The 16445-nt window shown below is 63.9% G+C and carries 14 protein-coding genes and 1 pseudogene; 7 read left to right on the top strand and 8 right to left on the bottom strand.

Annotation, left to right across the window (positions count from 1 at the left end; genetic code table 11):
- Position 1 precedes the first annotated feature (1 nt).
- The gene (locus tag CP556_RS19460) at positions 2 to 400 is read right to left on the bottom strand and encodes a winged helix-turn-helix domain-containing protein (RefSeq protein WP_098727118.1); all 399 of its coding nucleotides are present in this window, start codon (positions 398 to 400) and stop codon (positions 2 to 4) included.
- 243 nt (positions 401 to 643) lie between these two features.
- On the opposite strand from CP556_RS19460, the gene cysS reads away from it, so the two are divergent.
- The 3 genes from cysS (at position 644) to CP556_RS19445 (ending at position 4282) form a co-directional block, all read left to right on the top strand.
- Positions 644 to 2161 carry a cysteine--tRNA ligase gene (cysS, locus tag CP556_RS19455; protein WP_098727117.1) on the top strand — a complete coding sequence of 506 codons (1518 nt, stop codon included), beginning with the start codon at positions 644 to 646 and terminating at the stop codon, positions 2159 to 2161.
- 74 nt (positions 2162 to 2235) lie between these two features.
- Complete coding sequence (locus tag CP556_RS19450) at positions 2236 to 3420, top strand: PAS domain-containing sensor histidine kinase (protein WP_098727116.1); 1185 nt, start codon at positions 2236 to 2238, stop codon at positions 3418 to 3420.
- 163 nt (positions 3421 to 3583) lie between these two features.
- Positions 3584 to 4282: a DUF6517 family protein gene (locus CP556_RS19445; protein ID WP_098727115.1), complete on the top strand. Its 699-nt coding sequence runs from the start codon at positions 3584 to 3586 to the stop codon at positions 4280 to 4282.
- Positions 4283 to 4385: 103 nt separating this feature from the next.
- Here the strand turns inward: CP556_RS19445 and CP556_RS19440 are convergent, their stop codons facing one another.
- The 4 genes from CP556_RS19440 to CP556_RS19425 all read right to left on the bottom strand — a co-directional run bounded on the left by CP556_RS19440 (position 4386) and on the right by CP556_RS19425 (position 7658).
- Entirely contained in the window at positions 4386 to 5498 is a 1113-nt protein-coding gene (locus CP556_RS19440; protein ID WP_098727114.1) for a presenilin family intramembrane aspartyl protease PSH, read from the bottom strand.
- A gap of 402 nt (positions 5499 to 5900) precedes the next feature.
- The gene (locus tag CP556_RS19435) at positions 5901 to 6158 is read right to left on the bottom strand and encodes an H/ACA ribonucleoprotein complex subunit GAR1 (RefSeq protein WP_098727113.1); all 258 of its coding nucleotides are present in this window, start codon (positions 6156 to 6158) and stop codon (positions 5901 to 5903) included.
- Between the two features lies 1 nt (position 6159).
- On the bottom strand, positions 6160 to 6441 hold the full coding sequence (gene srp19 / locus CP556_RS19430; RefSeq protein WP_098727112.1) for a signal recognition particle subunit SRP19: 282 nt from the start codon (positions 6439 to 6441) through the stop codon (positions 6160 to 6162).
- A 113-nt stretch (positions 6442 to 6554) separates the two neighbouring features.
- On the bottom strand, positions 6555 to 7658 hold the full coding sequence (locus tag CP556_RS19425; protein ID WP_098727111.1) for a PGF-CTERM-anchored ABC transporter substrate-binding protein: 1104 nt from the start codon (positions 7656 to 7658) through the stop codon (positions 6555 to 6557).
- 61 nt (positions 7659 to 7719) lie between these two features.
- Here CP556_RS19425 and btuC point away from each other — a divergent pair, with 61 nt between their 5' ends.
- On the top strand, positions 7720 to 8823 hold the full coding sequence (gene btuC, locus CP556_RS19420) for a vitamin B12 ABC transporter permease BtuC (protein ID WP_098727110.1): 1104 nt from the start codon (positions 7720 to 7722) through the stop codon (positions 8821 to 8823).
- A gap of 110 nt (positions 8824 to 8933) precedes the next feature.
- A pseudogene (locus tag CP556_RS19415) lies at positions 8934 to 10289 on the top strand (ATP-binding cassette domain-containing protein); the annotation flags it as partial.
- A gap of 2 nt (positions 10290 to 10291) precedes the next feature.
- Here the strand turns inward: CP556_RS19415 and CP556_RS26125 are convergent.
- Entirely contained in the window at positions 10292 to 10438 is a 147-nt protein-coding gene (locus CP556_RS26125; RefSeq protein WP_176548249.1) for a hypothetical protein, read from the bottom strand.
- A 394-nt stretch (positions 10439 to 10832) separates the two neighbouring features.
- On the opposite strand from CP556_RS26125, the gene gatE reads away from it, so the two are divergent.
- A complete protein-coding gene (gene gatE, locus CP556_RS19410) occupies positions 10833 to 12701 on the top strand; it encodes a Glu-tRNA(Gln) amidotransferase subunit GatE (protein WP_098727108.1) in 1869 nt (622 codons plus the stop codon).
- Between the two features lie 282 nt (positions 12702 to 12983).
- Positions 12984 to 13637: an HTH domain-containing protein gene (locus CP556_RS19405; RefSeq protein WP_098727107.1), complete on the top strand. Its 654-nt coding sequence runs from the start codon at positions 12984 to 12986 to the stop codon at positions 13635 to 13637.
- A gap of 73 nt (positions 13638 to 13710) precedes the next feature.
- Here CP556_RS19405 and CP556_RS19400 read toward each other — a convergent pair whose 3' ends face one another.
- Positions 13711 to 14733, bottom strand: coding sequence for a hypothetical protein (locus CP556_RS19400; RefSeq protein ID WP_098727106.1), 1023 nt, complete (start codon positions 14731 to 14733; stop codon positions 13711 to 13713).
- An 88-nt stretch (positions 14734 to 14821) separates the two neighbouring features.
- Positions 14822 to 15583, bottom strand: coding sequence for an RNA methyltransferase (locus CP556_RS19395; protein WP_098727105.1), 762 nt, complete (start codon positions 15581 to 15583; stop codon positions 14822 to 14824).
- Positions 15584 to 16445 lie beyond the last annotated feature (862 nt).

Genomic DNA, 16445 nt, shown 5'->3' with positions numbered 1-16445 from the left:
ATCAGGGTTCGCTACTGTCGTACGCCTCGCTGAAATCCCACTCGCGACGGAGGAGTGCTTCGACGCCGTGCTCAAGGAGGGCGTCACCGAGGATCGTCGCCCTGTAGTACGTGTAGAGCCCGTCGCTGTCCCGTTCCGCTCGGACGCGCTTCTCGATGAGCCCGACGTCTCGGAGTTTATTGAGATGGTAGTGGAGCGTGCTATCGTCGATCTCCAGTACCGAATCGAGCTCCGTCGGTGTCAACTCGTCCGCGTGAGAGAGACGGTAGACGATCTCGAATCGGGTTCGATTCCCGATCGCGGCCTGCATCTCGAGGTACTCCTCGAGGGAGAGGACGCTCTGCTCCGGCAGTAGGTCGTCCGGGTCGCTATCAGTTATCCGACTGTTTCCCGTCCCCATTGTGTCAGATGCTACTCGCGTTCATCCCTTAACCTTTGTTCGGCCAGTATCCGCTGAAAACACGCTTCTTCATATACTATCGGCGAGCGCTCCGAACGTAATCCGGATCAGGACGATGAATCGCAGACGGTTTTGCGGCCAGTAGTATCCATCCGAACGTCTCGTCAACTCGTCGTGTCGCGGATGAACGTGTACCCAGATGCCATCACACGCTTTAACTTTCGTCCGGGGGAAGTGAGCCTAATGACCCTGCACGTGACGAACACGTTGACGGGCGAAAAAGAGCCGTTCGAGCCACGGGATCCCGAGAACGTCCTCCTCTACTACTGTGGCCTGACGGTCTCGGATCCGCCACACCTGGGCCACGCTCGCTCGTGGGTCCATGTCGACGTCATGCACCGCTGGCTCGAGCATCTCTCCTACGACGTGCGTCACGTCGAGAACTTCACCGACGTCAACGAGAAGATCGTCGCCCGCGTCGGCGAGGACGAACTGGGCGAGAGCGAGGCCGACGTCGCCGAGACCTACATTCAGCGGACGATCGACGACATGCGCTCGCTGAACCTCCTGCGGGCGGAGGTCTACCCCCGCGTCTCCGAGCACGTCCCCGAGATCATCGACCTCGTCGAGACACTGATAGAGAAGGGCTACGCCTACGAGTCCAACGGTTCGGTCTACTTCGACGTGAGCAGCTTCGACGAGTACGGCAAACTTTCGAATCAGGAGCTCGGCGAGATCGAGTCTCAGGGCGATCCCGACGAGCGTACCGAGAAGCGCAATCCGGCGGACTTCGCGCTCTGGAAGGCCGGCGGCGTCGATCCCGACGCGGTCGCGGAGCACCGCCACGAAGGTGTCGGCCACAGCGGAGATCCACCCACGGGGCTGACCTGGGACTCGCCGTGGAGCGAGGGCCGTCCCGGCTGGCACATCGAGTGCTCGGCGATGAGCATGACCCACCTCGACGAGACGCTGGATATCCACGTCGGCGGTCGCGATCTGGTCTTCCCCCACCACGAAAACGAGATCACCCAGTCCGAAGCCGCGACGGGCCAGCAGTTCGCGAACTACTGGCTCCACTGCGAACTGTTCCAGATGGACGAGGAGAAGATGTCCTCGAGTCTGGGTAATTTCGTCACGGTCGAGGAAGCGATCGATCGTTGGGGGACGAACGTCATGCGGACGTTCCTGACCGCCGGCTCGTACAACAGCAAACAGCTCTACTCCGACGAGACGATCGCCGAGGCCGAGGAGCGATGGGACCAACTCGAGCGGGCCTACGAGGCGGCCGTCGAGGTACTCGACTCCCCGGCGGCGAGTTCGAAAGTCGACGACGAGTCCTTGCGCGACGAGGTCGACGGCGCGCGCGAGTCGTTCGCGACGGCGATGAACGACGACTTCAATACCCGAGAAGCGCAGTCCGCGCTGCTGTCGGTCGCGACGGCGATCAACCGGCATCTCGAGGACACGAACGACGAGAGCGATCGGAAAACCGACGGCTACGATTACCGCGGACTCCGGCAGGCCGTCGAGACTCTCGAGGAACTCGGCGGCGTCCTCGGACTCTCCTTTACGGGCGATACGACGGGCGCTGCTGCACTCGCCGGCGACGTGGTAAACCTCGTTCTCAGCGTGCGCGAGCGAGAGCGCGAGGCCGGCAACTACGAGCGCGCCGACGAATTGCGCGACGAACTCGAGGCCCTCGGCGTCGAAGTCCAGGACACCGACGAGGGGGCGACGTACCGGCTGCCGTCGAGCAAGTGAGGGTCGCCGATTCTCCGGTCGTGACCGCTCGATGGCCGATTCTCTCAAGTAGCCGTTTTGCTTACTAGGTGACGATGGCCGATCACAGTTCGTTCGTCACCGCGGGGTTCGACGCCCTGCCGGCGAACGTCGCGATTCTCGACGCAGAGGGGGTAATCGTCTACACGAACGCTTCGTGGGAGGCGTTCGGGGAGACGGAGGGATTGCCCGAGACAACGGGCGGGGTCGGGACCAACTATCTCGAGGTCTGTGACGCTGCGAATGACGATGCCGATGCGACGCAGGCGGCACGGGGAATACGGGCGGTCGCGACCGGCGACCGCGGCGAGTTCTCGCTCGAGTATCCCTGTCACTCACCGGAACGCGAGCGCTGGTTTACGATGCAGGCCACGGCGTACGAGCACGGCGACGAGCGGTTCGTCCTCGTCATGCACGTCGATATCACCGAACGGCGTCGGCTCGAGCAGCGAACTCGCGAGCAGGCGGATCGCATGGAGGGGTTCGCGAAACTCCTTTCTCACGATCTGCGAAACCCGTTGTCAGTCGCCCTGGCGCAGGCGGAAACCCTCGAACTGGACGACGACATCGATCTCGGTTGCGGGGACGGCGACCGCAGTCCGTTGCGCTCGTCGCTCGAGCGAATGGAGTCGATCATCGACGACGCGCTGGCGCTCGTGACGATCGAGGACGTCGAGGAGACCGAGGTACTCTCGCTCGAGACGGCGGTCGAGACCGCGTGGGCGCACGTCAGTACTGGATCTGCGACAGTATCGGTCGCCGATGACGTCGAGTTTCGCGCGAACCCCGATCTCGTGAGTCATCTGTTCGAAAACCTGTTTCGCAACAGCGTCGAGCACGGCACCACAGGCAGTCGGTCGAAGGCCGACGATACGATCGAACGCGGTGGCGACGCCGTCGCGATCGAGGTCGGCGTGCTCGAGGCAGTCACCGAGACGTCTACCGACGCGCCCGCCGAGCCGAGAGCGGGGGGAGCGTCACTCGAGCGGTCGACCGCGGACGGAACGGATGAACGAGTCGCTATCGATGGGTTCTACATCGAAGACGATGGACCTGGAATTCCGCCCGAACACCGCGAAAAGGTGTTCAGGTCGGGGTTCTCCCCCGATGGCGGGTCCGGTCTCGGTCTCGCAATCGTTCGCGATGTCGCCGACGCGCACGGTTGGTCGGTCACCGCCGAGACGAGTCGGGACGGCGGCGCAAGATTCGAGATTCGGAACGTCTCGACGGTCGACCGATAGTCGCCACCGGGCGCCGATGTCACTGCTCGAACGGCCGTTTCACGGTCGAATGTTCCGGTTCGGTCGGTCGTCTATCGTTGCCGGTTGGGCGAATTGTCGAACAGTAATCAGGGAGTGAAGATCGCCGCGGCGTTTATTTCTTCGAGTCTGGTCGGAGACTCACATGAATCGACGGCTGTTTCTCGGCGCGCTCACGGCGGGCGGCGTCGGCGCGGTGGCCGGCTGTCTCGGCGGCTTCGCCGACGATATGACGATGGTTTCGGCGGCACCCGCACGCGTTTCAGACGAGGCAGCCGCCGAGGCCGGCTACGAGTATCAGGGAACGATAAAACGCGTCGAGACACAGCAGGTGGGCGGCGAGGATGTCGAACTGACGAGCTACAATAGCGTCTACGATCGGGCGATCGAGCTCCCGGCCGAGCGCTTCGGAGACCAACCGGTGCGGGCGGGGGCGTTCAGCGTGCTCGCAGCGCCACACGTCACCGCGGGTGGCGAGGAGTTCAACCCCGTCGGTGGGCCGTCGACAGTGGAACTCGCCGAACGCGTGCAACGTCGCTACGACGGCCTGTCGATCGACCGGGCCGTCGGGGGCCGCGCGCTCGAGGCGCTCGGCGAGCGGTTCCCCGTCGAATCCGTCGAGGGAACTGCGACGTTGAACGGGGAGTACGACCTCGACATCGCCCTGGACAGCATCCGGGACGAACACGAGGACGACCACCTCGTCGTCGTGGCGATCTACCCCACCGGGGCCGTCCGCGATAGAGAGTCGGAGCGAACGCGGATCGACACGCTGGTTCGAGGACTCGAGCAGTACGACGATCTCGAGGTCGATATCGTCGAGGCCGAGGGAGCGGACGGGTGACGGCGATGGAGAGCGACGGTCATACGGACTGCTGTAAGTCATTTCCGGTGCGACCGCGAATACGGCCTGCGGTCGCACCGGTACATCGTTACAGCAGACCGTATCAGAACCCGATCGCCGTCGCGAGTGAGAGTCCGCTCGCGAGCGCACCGAGCAGGTAGCCGCCGATCGCGCCGCCGTTGAGCAGCGGCAATCCGGCGTGGGGGCGCCCCTCGAGGACCATGTACATGAGCACGAGCAGGCCGGAAATCGTCCCCACCATCGCACCGAGCGCCGGCAGGTTCAGTGCGATTCCGGGAACCGAGAGCGTCCCAGCCTCGAGGAAGTACGCCGCGCTGGCGACGAGAATCGATGGGATAACGGCGTCGCCGAGACCGATGAACAGGGCGTCGCGCTCGAGGGCATCGGCGTCAGTCTCGGCATCGGTTTCGGTATCGCGTTCGTCGGCATCGGTGTCCGAACTGCCGGCGGCGGCTCCGCCGTCTCGCTGGCCGCCGTCGGCGGCGCTCCCGTCGGCGGTGCTCTCGTCGGGAGCGCTCTCGTCAGCGGTGCTCTCGTTGGGATCGCGATCGTCCTCGAGCACGTCGTCAGTGCTTCCGGCCTCGAGATAGGAGTAGGAGAGGGTCATGGGGATAACGAGCACGACGGGGATCTTGAGGTCCATGACGCCGTCGGCGAGGTCGAGCATGTGTTCGGTGCCGTAGACGCTGATCGCGTCGTAGATCGCGAGCACCGAAAGCAGGAGTAACGCGGGCAGCAGGCCGAAACTGATCCCGAACAGGGCGGCGGCGCCGGCGCCCATCACCACCCCCGCACTGTCGATGACGTACCACTCGGGATACCACAGCAAGGCCGCGCCGACGGCCAGTGAGGCGATAATCGCGAGGGCGTTTGCGACCCCGTCGGAGACGAACGTCCCGACGATAGCCGGCACGAGTTCGGCGAAGACGTACCACGAAATCATCACGCTGACGCCGACGAGCAAGAGCCTGATGAGCCAGTCGAGATCGTACCTGAACGCGGCGAGCATGAGGCCAGTTGCGACGAGCATGACCCCGAAGTAGAGGACGCTGTTCGTCGGATTCTGTGGATCCTCGACGGCCTGTCGGCCCGATTCCTGAAACGGCTCGACCAGCGCCAGCGCACCGAGCTGGACGCCGAGAAAGAGCAGTACCGTCGTACCGACGGCGGCGAGGATCCGTGTCCGGTCGTTCATGTCGCGGCGTTTGCACCCCGCTCCTATCGTCTTTTCCACTTCGAGCGTTCGTATATCGCATCTCGAGGGGAGTGTCTCGTGTGCCGCGTTCGTGGGTTATGCACCGTACGCCGTGCGTATCGAACGGTGTGGGTGATGGTATCTGAGTGGCGAAAGCGTCCTGCTATCGCGGCAACAGGGAATCGCCACGCCCTCCCCAGCCGATTCACTCGCTCCCTTCGGTCACTCGTTCATCCCTCGCGCAATGTCGTCAGCCGCCCTCACTCCCGTTCGGTCGGCTTCAAGCGCGCGCCACCGCATGCCAGTCGAGTCCCTGGAGTGACACGTCGATCCCCCAGTGTACGGTCTGTTGAAAATCAAACCGAAGCGGAAATCGAGGGGGGGGGGGGGTAACCGCTGACGCTATCGCGCGTACAGCGTCGATCCAATCAGCGACGGCAGGTGAACGCCGTCGTCCGGCGTCACCGCCAGATACGGCCTCGAGACGGGGCCGAAGACGTCGACGACGCGGCCGACCCCCTCGAGGTCGTCGTCGAGGACCATCGTGCCGATTTCGTCGCGGAACTCGTCGGGCGTGTCGCTGCCGGCGTCGTCCGCCTCGTCCGCTCGGAGGACGGCCAGTCCCTGCGCGGTCCGGACGACTGCGCCTACTCGGCGCATGTCAGTCGCGCATCGCGACGACGTACGCCGCGACGGCTTGGACGAGGTCGTTCTTCGTCGAGTCGTCGGCCCCGCGAACGACGACCCGGCCCCGGTCGGCCCAGTGCTCCCGGGAGTAGGACTTGTCCCGCTCGATCGTGGCGTCGTACCCGATCTGCTGGACGGACTTCGCGATCTCGTCGACCGTCGGTTCCTCGACCGCCAGATCCTCGGACACGCGCCGTCCCTCGGCCCTCGAGAGGTTCGCATCGAGATAAGCGGGCCAGATGACGTTCTCGACCATGCCATAGTCTGTGTAGCCCGGCGAGTAAACCCTTTTCAAAACGATACGTCGAACGCCGACAACGATACGAACAGTGAGAACGGTGAAAACAGGAGCAACGAGAGGTCTGCGACCTATCGTCGCCGCGCGACGAATCCGGCGGTAGCCAGGAGGGCGACGAGCGCGACGGGAACACCGAATCCGGGGATAGCGCTGTCGTCACTCTGGTCTTCGTCCGTATCGTTGCCGCTCCCGTTACCGGGTTCGCCGGAGGCCTCGAGTTCGGCTTCGATCTCGGCGTACACTTCGGGGTGGACCTGCTCGATGATCGTTTCGATCGCGTAGACGACGTTCGGGCCGGGTTGGCTCATCGCGTTATCGTCGACCGCGACGACGTTGCCCTCGGTGATGGCTGTCGTCTCCTCGAGACTGTCCGCCGACGGCGGTTCCGCCGTTCGGTCGGGGTAGACGATCCACTCGGGATCCTCGTCGACGACGACTTCCGCGTTCATCTGGCCCCAGCCGGTTTGACCGACGGACGCGGCCAGGTTGGTCAGACCGGCAGTAGTCATCACCTCGTGTTGGAACGTCTCCGTCCCGTGCGTGTCCCCGTTCTCGCCGCCGTCGTAGTACGCGAGCGGTTCGGACTCGTTCTCGAGGGCGTCCTCGTAAATTTCGAGTCGCTCGTCCATCCAATCGATCGTCTCCTCGGCACCGGCACATTCACCGGTCACCTGCCCGGTTACGCGGACGTTCTCGCGAACGTCGTCGAGCGAGGTCGCGGTGTCGAGGACGACGACCGTGATCCCGGCGTCGTCGAGCGTCTGGAGGAGGTCCTCGTTGAACGTGGCGATGTTCGCGGCGAGGACGACGTCGGGGTTGAGCGCGACGATCTCCTCGGCGACGGGGGTCACGCCGTCGTCGCCAGTAATGTCAGTCCGATCGCCTGCGTCGAGCGACTCCGTGTATTCGCTGACCGGCATCCCGACCACTTTGCCCTCGGCACCGATGGAGTAGGCGAGTTGGGCGTCACCCGGATAGAGCGTCACGACCGACTCCGGCTCGCTCTCGATCGTGACCTCCTCGCCGGTCGCGTCGGTCATCGTGAGCGGGTATTCACACTGCGAATCCGATTCCTGAACGGCAGCGTTCGGTGCGGTAGTCGCGCCGGCCACGGCGGGGCCGATCGTGGATAGTGTCACCAGAAGTACTACTAGGACGGCTAGCTGTTGTCGCATCGTCGAATACGTGAGCCCTACTTCAACAAATATTTGCCTACTCCAACCGAGGTTGAGGTGTATGAAGCGATCGGTCCGGACAGCGGTCTGGTCGACGGGCCTCGCGGGCCTGCTCGTCGTCGCCGTCGTCGTCAGCGCCGCACTCGGACCGGTTCGGATCGATCCCCTGACCGTCGCGATGGCGATCCTGAACGGGATCGTCGTCCCGTCGGGCCTCGAAACCGGATCCGGAACCCTGCCGGTATTCGGCTGGTCGGTTCCAGTGGTGGGCCTCGAGTACGCGTCCGTCTTCTCGTTCGACGTTCCCGAAACGCACCAGTTCATCGTCACGCGGATGCGACTTCCCCGCATCGTCCTCGCAGCCACGGTCGGATTCGCACTCGCCGCTGCGGGGACGGTTATGCAGGGTTTCTTCCGGAACCCGCTCGCGGACCCCTCGATCATCGGTGTTTCGTCCGGCGCTGCAGCCGGCGCGGTCGCGCTGATCGCTTTCCCGGCAATCGTTCCGTTCGGAAACCTGCACCTCGCCGCGTTCGCGGGTGCACTCACGACCGCGTTTCTCGTCTACGCTATCGCCACCGAAGGTGGTCGAACGCCAGTCGCAACGCTGTTGCTCGCCGGAGTCGCCGTCCAAGCGTTCCTGGGATCACTGATTTCGTATATGCTCATCCACAGCGGCGACGGTCTCAGGGAAGCCGTCGTCTGGCTGATGGGGAGCTTGCGAGACCGGGGATGGAGCGACGTCGCGTTCGCACTGCCAGTCACCCTCATCGGCGTTCTCATTCTCGGCGCGTACGCGCGGGAACTCAACGTCCTCTTGCTCGGCGAGGAGGACGCACACCATCTCGGCGTCGATGTCGAACGGACGAAGCTACTGTTGCTCGCGCTGGCAAGCATCGTTACCGCAGCGGGCGTCGCCGTCACCGGCGTGATCGGCTTCGTTGGACTCGTCGTACCACACATCATGCGGCTGCTCGTTGGGCCCGACCACCGGATCCTCTTTCCGACGAGTGCCCTCGCAGGGGCCTCGTTTCTGGTCGTGACCGACACGATCGCGCGGTGGCCAGCCGGGCCGACCGAAGTCCCAGTCGGCATCGTTACGGCGGCGCTCGGGGCCCCGTTCTTCCTGTTTCTGCTCACTCGCCGGGAGGTGCATTCGGTATGACTGGAATCGATCGAGCGGGCGAGCGGGACGCAGTCAATCGAAATCTCGACCCGGCCACGATCACCGTCGAGGACTGCTCGCTCTCCTTCGGCGATCTCGAGGTACTCGATACCGTCTCCCTCTCGATCGAGCCCGGGGAGTTCGTCGGCTTCGTCGGGCCGAACGGGGCTGGGAAGACGACGCTCCTCCGCGCGATCAGCGGCGCGCTCGAGCCCGATTCCGGAACGGTCGCCATCGGCGGAGACGATATCCACGAACTCTCCTCGCGAGCCGCAAGCCGACTCGTCTCCGTGGTTCCCCAAGACACGACGCTCTCGTTTTCGTTCCCCATCCGTGACGTTGTCGAGATGGGGCGACATCCACACCGCTCGCGGTTTTCGTCGCCGACGTCGGAGGACTGCGCCGCGGTCGAGCGCGCCCTCGAGCGGACCCGGACGACGGAGTTGGCCGACCGGCCGATCGACGAAGTCAGCGGCGGGCAGCGCCAGCGGGTCGTGCTGGCGCGGGCGATCGCTCAGGAAACGCCGGTCATGTTGCTCGACGAGCCAACGGGGAGCCTCGACGTCAATCACCAGATAGAGACGCTCGAGTTGGTCCGCGAACTGGTCGACGAGGGACGGACCGTCTGCGCGGCGATTCACGATCTTGATCTGGCCGCGCGGTACTGCGACCGGCTCGTGATGCTCGCCGACGGCGACGTCTATCGCGACGGTCCACCATCGGACGTACTAACGGGTGATGCCCTCGGTGACGTCTTCGACGCGACCGCGACGGTCACCACACATCCGCTCACCGGGTCCGAAACCGTGACGGCGTTCCCCCGTTCAGGGGACGGTGCATGGAGCGGTGCCGATCGGAGTACCGTTCGAATCCACGTTCTCGGAACCGGGGCGATCGCTGCGCGCGTGCTCGCCCAACTCGAGAACGCGCGAGACGAGGACAGTGAGGCCAACCCTCCCGCCCTCGAGGTTAGTCTCGGTCCGGTCACCGACGGGGATACGGCGGCCGAAACCGCCCGCTCGCTCGCGGTCGACTGCATCGAAATCCCGCCGTTCGAATCGCTCTCACCGGCCCATCTGACGACGTTCGAGACCGTCGTTCGGGAGGCCGACGTGACCGTCGTTACGGAGAGCGTGCTCGACACCTCCGGCGGAGGAACACGTCGCCTTCTCGAGGTCGCGGATGCGATCGCCGACTCGATCGTGATCGCAACGAAGGGGGAATCAGAGGAAGACGAATCTCCGGAAAGCGACGCCGGTGCGTCGCGAGAGCGGGTATCCGCGGTTGAATCGAAATCCGCTCTCGAGGTGCCAGCGGAGCGGATACTCGAGGGGGTTGCGGACGCGCTCGAAACCGGCGGTGACGCGTCACGCTCGATTCCGGACGCGGAGTCGTCGAATACCGGGTCAACGTCGTCGGATGGTGACTCGAGTTCGGGCGTGTCGGCCGAGTCCTCGAGCGACTGAGATCACCACCCGAGGAACCGGAGGACGATTCCGAGAACGACGCCCGAGATACCGACGATAATCCCGACACCGGGGATGACGGGAATCGGAATGAGACCGATTGCGAAAACAATCGCGAGGACGATGACGATCGTCGAGATTCGAACCATACTCTGATATGTTGTTCACTTCGGGTAGACGTTGTGCTTGCTTGATACGGGTCCGAGACGCGGGATCGCGGTGAAACGGGTGATCAGTGCGGTGTTCTGTTCGGTGAAGAGATTCGCTCAGCTCGGTGCTTTCCAGTCGGATACGAACCCAGTCAGCAAGTGAACTACCCCGGCCTACTCGCTCACTTCGCTCGCTCCTTGAGGCCGGGGACTCCGCGCTACCGCTCGCTGAAACCGCCACCGAGAGCTGACGGCGGCTCGGTACTCCTTCCGGAGGGCGTTGCCCTCCGGAGTTCGTACACGGCCCTCAGATCGGGTCCGAGAGAATGCGGAGCGTCGACGATCCGGCCGCAACTGGACGGTTTTTTACCCCTCCGCCTCCGAGTGGCCGCCAATGACCGAGTACGATTACGAGTCCCTCGGACTCGTCGCCGGGCTGGAGATCCACCAGCAACTCGACACGGCGACGAAGCTGTTCTGCCAGTGTCCGACCGATCTCCGCGAGCCCGAGGCGTCGACGCGCCGGTTCACGCGCTACCTCCATCCCACCCGGAGCGAACTTGGGGAACTCGACGACGCCGCCGTCGAGGAGAGCATGGTCGAGCGCGAGTTCGAATACCTCGCCTACGACTCGACCTGTCTCGTCGAGGAGGACGACGAGCCGCCCCACGAACTCGACGCGGAGGCCCTCGAGACGACGCTCGAGGTCGCTCAGCTGATGGATATGAGCCCCGTCGATCGAGCCCACGTGATGCGCAAGATAGTCGTCGACGGCTCGAACACGTCGGGTTTTCAGCGCTCGTCGTTGATCGCCACCGACGGCGAGATCGAAACGAGCGACGGCACGGTCGGGATCGAGGACATGCTACTCGAGGAGGAGAGCGCCCAGCGCGTCGAAGAGACCGACGAGGGGGTCCGCTACAGCCTCGACCGACTCGGCATTCCGCTGGTCGAGATCGGGACGAGCCCGGACATTTCGAGCCCCGAACAGGCCCTCGAGGCGGCCGAACGGATCGGGATGTTGCTGCGTTCGACCGGGAAGGTCAAGCGGGGACTGGGAACGATCCGCCAGGACGTCAACGTCTCGATCGAAGAGGGCGCTCGCGTCGAGATCAAGGGCGTCCAGAGCCTCGACGACATCGACGACATCGTGCGCAACGAGGTCGCTCGACAGGCCGAACTCGTCGCGATTCGGGACGAACTTTCGGAGCTCGAGGCGTCGGTCGGTGACGTTCGGGACGTGACCGAGGTCTTCGAGGGTACCGAGAGCGGCGTCATCGGCGGTGCACTGAACAGCGGCGGGTCTGTGATGGCGGTACCACTCTACGGCTTCGACGGTATCGTGGGCCGCGAGATCGCCCCCGATCGCCGGCTCGGAACCGAGTTCTCGGATCACGCGAAGCGCCACGGCGCGGGCGGGATCTTCCACACGGACGAACTGCCCGCGTACGGAGTCACCGAAGACGAGGTCGCGTCGCTTCGAGACGCCGTCGGAGCGAGATCCGAAGATGCCGTCGCGATCGTCGCAGCCGACACCGAGATCGCGGAGTCGGCGATCGACGCCGTCGCGGAGCGGGCGGAAACCGCACTCGAGGGCGTTCCCGAGGAGACACGCGGTGCGAACGACGACGGGACGACCCGGTACCTGCGACCGCTGCCCGGCGCGGCGCGGATGTACCCCGAGACGGACGTGCCGCCCGTCGAACCGGACCCGAGCGACGTTCCGGAACCCGAGTTGCTGACCGCGAAGGTCGAGCGCTATCAGGACGAGTACGGGCTCGGCGAGGGGCTGGCCGAACAGGTCGCCTACGGCGGGTACATGCCGCTGTTCGAGGACGTCGTCGCGGATGGAATCGATCCGACGCTGGCGGCGACGACGCTCGAGTCGACGCTGACCGAACTTCGGCGCGACGGTGTGCCAGTCGAAAATCTGACTCGAGAGCACCTCGAGGCGGTCTTCGCGATGGCCGAGGGCGGAGACCTCGCGCGTGAGGGGGTTCCGGATCTGCTGACGGCGCTCGCGGAAGAGCCCGAACAGTCCGCCGACGAAGCTGCCGAAGCCGCCGGACTCGGTTCTGCGGGCGAGGAAGAGGTCCGGGAGGCAGTCGTCGAGGTCGTCGAACGAAACGAGGGTCAGGTCGAAGCAGAGGGAATGCAGGCCTTTTCGGGGCTCATGGGCGAGTGTATGGGCGCGCTACGGGGGAAAGCCGACGGCGATCTCGTGAGCGAACTCCTGCGCGAGGAGATTCAGAAGCGAGCATAGTATCAGCCGGAACCTTCGGACGCCTCGAGCGACGACGATGAGTTTTTGGACTGTTCCGAGCGACGACGATGAGTTTTTGGACTGTTCCGAGCGACGACGATAGATTCTCGGGACGACCGGTCCCGAAGCCGTCGCCATCACTCGGACCGACCGCCGCTCGGTCCTCGCGGTTTCCGGCGACTCTCCCATCCTAGTATGATATAAGACACCTTTAACCGATATAGAGTCGCCCCCAGAAACCTTTATCAGTTCTTCCGTTGGCAAACTTCACAACGATCCCACATGACTGACACCACAGCCGAAATTACGACCGTCTGCCACGTTCGCGCACCGCTGTTGCTCGAGCCGGTCGACGCCCAGGTCGAGACGCTTCAGGCCTGCGAGTCCGAGGGCGCGGTCGACGAGTTGCTCCTCCGGAGCTGGCCCAAGGAAGTCGCGCTCTCCGAGGAGAGTCCCCACCAGGAAGTCCTCGAGAACTTCGAGCGGTTCGCCGAGTGGGCCGACGAGCGCGGCGTGAGCGTCCGCCCGCCGTTCCGGAAGCGGACGACGACCTCGCAGGTGACCGGGACGACGCGACAGCGACTCGTGACGCCGCTGTTGTGCCTCGAGCTGTACGCGGACGACGAACTGATCGGCGTTTTCCCCCACACGAACGAGGCGGCAGAGGAAACGTACACGACAGACGAGGCGATCGCCACGCTCCGAACGGGCGAACTCCCGACGCCCCTCGGGTCGGTCAGGGATGCGGACGCGAGCCTGGAGTCGGCGATGTCGGATACCTGCCCCGACTGCGGCGGCTCTCTGATCGATGGCCAGGGACTGTTCGCCTGTAGCGATTGCGGGTGGATCGGTACCGTTACCGAATCCGGCCGATACGAGACTCGGCCGGACCGACCCGCACGAGAGCGCGAGTCGGCGCTCATCGAGTCTCGCTAACCCCGCACGGACCTCGGAAACCGAGCCGGCCTGAAATGAACTGCGGGGGAAACGAACCGCCGGGGACTTGTGACTACTCGCGAGCGAACTCCCCGCCGTACTCGGCTTCGATGTCGACCCCCGAGCCGTTCGTGACGAAATCGACCGTCTCCGCCTCAGTTCCCAACGACGATTTGAGGCGGGCTTCGTCGACGCGATCCTCGCTGCCGTAGGTGACGACGGCGTTTGCAGTCGCGTCGCTCCCAGTCACTGCGAGTTGCTGGTGGACGCCGTGGGATCCCTCGACGGACCCGAATTCGAACTGAAGGCCCTCATCGTCGGCCGCTTGATCGTTCGAAAGGGTCTCCGCGGCGAACTCGTCACTGTCGGTGTACAGACAACACGCGATCCCGCCGTTCTCGCCGGTGCGGAGCAGGCGGTCGAAGCCCTCGTCCGCCTCGTGTTTGGGCTCCCGATCGCCGGCCGCCGTCGCGACCGTTCGTTCGACGGCCGCGACCGGATCGAACTCGGAATCGGCTCCGTTCGGGTATGAGTACGCGTACACGCCGCCGGAGACGCCGACGACCTCGTCGCTCTCGCTGTCGGTGTAGACGACGTACGCGTTCCCTTCGCTCTCGACGGTATAGCTCGCAGCCTCGAGGTCCGTCTCGAGGCCGGTTCGGTCGTACGAGCCGACGAACGCGTAGACGCCGTCGGCGTAGACGAACTGTTCTTCGCCGTCGGCCGTCTCGTTGTTTTCGGTGTACGCGTTGCGCCCGGCCGAGTCGACGAGTTGCTGGACACCGAACGAACAGAGGAGCGCGACGACGACCGGATTGCCGACGAGCGGATCCGTCGGTTCCCGGCCGGCCTCGGCACCCTCGTCGTCGAGTAGGGTGTTCATGGTTTCGACATCGATCGCTCCGTAAAAGTACTCCGAACGCTCGTTCGTCGGGAGCGTCGAGGCGTACGACGGGAGATTGCCGTCGATCGAGTCACTCTCGGAACTGTCTTCGGTACCGTTGCCGTTCCCGTTTGACGACTCTGAACAACCGGCCAGAAGCGCCATCCCACCACCCAGTAAACTCAGTGCGTTTCGTCGGCAAAGGTCGGTCATCCAGTAGTGGTGGTTACTGGGTACGTATTACTGTACTGGCCCTCGAGAACGGCTGTGGTGGCTGATTTGACAAGTCTCGTTCGAGGAATCAGTCCTCGGCAGGCCGTTCGGTCGCCCGACGGAGGAGTCCCAGCAGCGTGTTCGCCTCACGCTCGGTCAGGTCGGCCCGACCGAACACCCGCCGCAGCATCCGCATCGTCTTGTCGCGTTTCTCCTCGGGGCGATTGATCTCCTCGAGTAGGGCCGCCCACTGGTCGTAGAGCCGATCGACAGTCGGTTCGGGAGCGCGGACGCGCTCGAGGTCGGGTAACTGCGTCTCGTCAAGGGTCAGGGTCCGGAGTTCGTAGAGCGTGATCGTGGCCGCCTGCCCGAGGTTGAGGACGGGATAGTCAGCGTTCGCGGGGATCGAACAGATCTCGTCGATCTGTGCGAGTTCCGCGTTCGTCAGACCGACGCGCTCGCGACCGAACACGAGCGCGGTCGGTGATTCGACGGTCGGCAGCCGATCGGCTAGCTCAGCGGGCGTCGAATAGGGAAACCGCATGTGACTGTGATCGTCTTCATTCGTGACGGCCGTACAACCGATCGTGTGGTAGTTCTCGACGAGCGAGTCGAAACCGATCTCATCGGCGTTCGGGAGGACGTCCTCTCGAGCGTGCCCTGCGAAGCCGTACGCTTCCCCGTCGGGGTCGAGTGTCGGCGGATCGATGAGCAGGAGATCCTCGAAGCCGAAGTTCTTCATCGCGCGAGCGATGGTTCCGACGTTGCCCGGCGACTGGGCGTCGACGACCGCAACCGCCGGCGTCGTTCGACTCGGAGGCGATCCGTCCGGGATCGATTCGTCGGTCATTGGGGCGTCGATGGCGAGAATTTCGGACGAAGTGTTTCCGGTAACAGTTCGGGTTCCGTCCCGACGATGAGTGTGAGCCGTAACGTCGGTGCTGTGACGATTGACGCGTTCATAGACGGAGTACCGAGCGCGAACGCAAAAAGAACGCGTTCACGTCTCGGGAATGCTAGCCGTCTCAGTTTTGCGATTGGAGTGCTCTTACTGTTACATTCGCTCTCTTCACTCTCTTTCTCTTTCTCCCTTCACTACTCTAGCTTACTCTAGCTAGTTCTAGTCTAGGCTAGAACTAGAACGGGACTATATTGACGACGATAGGCATCTCGTGCCTGTCGGCTCTATTCTGAATAGCGGTTCGATTGCGAAGAACGGCCCCATTGTGACTGCCAGTGTTACTGCATCTCTGAGAAGCGATAGCGCATGTGTCCGATTGGACCAGTGGCGGTTCTCGAGTAGCAGGTACTGATCTCGTAGAGAGTGAGAGAGGGACACACCCCCCTCGCGTTTGTAAGGCGAAATACGTGTGGAGGTCTCTCGTTGGAACACACCAGTGCCGCGGATGTAAATCGGGCCAGATGAAGTCCAATAGTGTGGAAGATCGAATATAACACTTGACCACCCCTCCATTATTCCCGTTACAAACGCGAGGGGGGTGTGGGTCCCGTGAAGTGATCGACGAATTGCTCGTTCGGTCCCTTGGGCCCTCGTTCGCCGTATTCATGTGGATCCTGTCCTCGTTCGTCGAACGGGATCTTCCCACCGAAACCGGGTATAGCGCGGTCGTTAGCCGGTCGAGCGCACGAGCTTTACATCCGCGACGGGGGTGTCCGTGGTGGGTGGCGGTCATCTTCGGCGGTTAGAAGCG

Origin of the sequence: Natrinema sp. CBA1119 (assembly GCF_002572525.1) — an archaeon.
Lineage (GTDB): Archaea > Halobacteriota > Halobacteria > Halobacteriales > Natrialbaceae > Natrinema.
Note: the sequence above shows the minus strand (reverse complement) of the source record. Positions and strands in the feature narration are given on the sequence as shown.

What these genes read in the sequence shown, in the direction of transcription:
- CP556_RS26125 (WP_176548249.1), bottom strand. Translation starts at nt 10,438, where the DNA reads ATGGTTCGAATCTCGACGATCGTCATCGTCCTCGCGATTGTTTTCGCA.
- CP556_RS19425 (WP_098727111.1), bottom strand. Translation starts at nt 7,658, where the DNA reads ATGCGACAACAGCTAGCCGTCCTAGTAGTACTTCTGGTGACACTATCC.
- cysS (WP_098727117.1), top strand. Translation starts at nt 644, where the DNA reads ATGACCCTGCACGTGACGAACACGTTGACGGGCGAAAAAGAGCCGTTC.
- CP556_RS19435 (WP_098727113.1), bottom strand. Translation starts at nt 6,158, where the DNA reads ATGCGCCGAGTAGGCGCAGTCGTCCGGACCGCGCAGGGACTGGCCGTC.
- CP556_RS19395 (WP_098727105.1), bottom strand. Translation starts at nt 15,583, where the DNA reads ATGACCGACGAATCGATCCCGGACGGATCGCCTCCGAGTCGAACGACG.
- srp19 (WP_098727112.1), bottom strand. Translation starts at nt 6,441, where the DNA reads ATGGTCGAGAACGTCATCTGGCCCGCTTATCTCGATGCGAACCTCTCG.
- CP556_RS19460 (WP_098727118.1), bottom strand. Translation starts at nt 400, where the DNA reads ATGGGGACGGGAAACAGTCGGATAACTGATAGCGACCCGGACGACCTA.
- gatE (WP_098727108.1), top strand. Translation starts at nt 10,833, where the DNA reads ATGACCGAGTACGATTACGAGTCCCTCGGACTCGTCGCCGGGCTGGAG.
- CP556_RS19400 (WP_098727106.1), bottom strand. Translation starts at nt 14,733, where the DNA reads ATGACCGACCTTTGCCGACGAAACGCACTGAGTTTACTGGGTGGTGGG.
- CP556_RS19440 (WP_098727114.1), bottom strand. Translation starts at nt 5,498, where the DNA reads ATGAACGACCGGACACGGATCCTCGCCGCCGTCGGTACGACGGTACTG.
- CP556_RS19405 (WP_098727107.1), top strand. Translation starts at nt 12,984, where the DNA reads ATGACTGACACCACAGCCGAAATTACGACCGTCTGCCACGTTCGCGCA.
- btuC (WP_098727110.1), top strand. Translation starts at nt 7,720, where the DNA reads ATGAAGCGATCGGTCCGGACAGCGGTCTGGTCGACGGGCCTCGCGGGC.
- CP556_RS19450 (WP_098727116.1), top strand. Translation starts at nt 2,236, where the DNA reads ATGGCCGATCACAGTTCGTTCGTCACCGCGGGGTTCGACGCCCTGCCG.
- CP556_RS19445 (WP_098727115.1), top strand. Translation starts at nt 3,584, where the DNA reads ATGAATCGACGGCTGTTTCTCGGCGCGCTCACGGCGGGCGGCGTCGGC.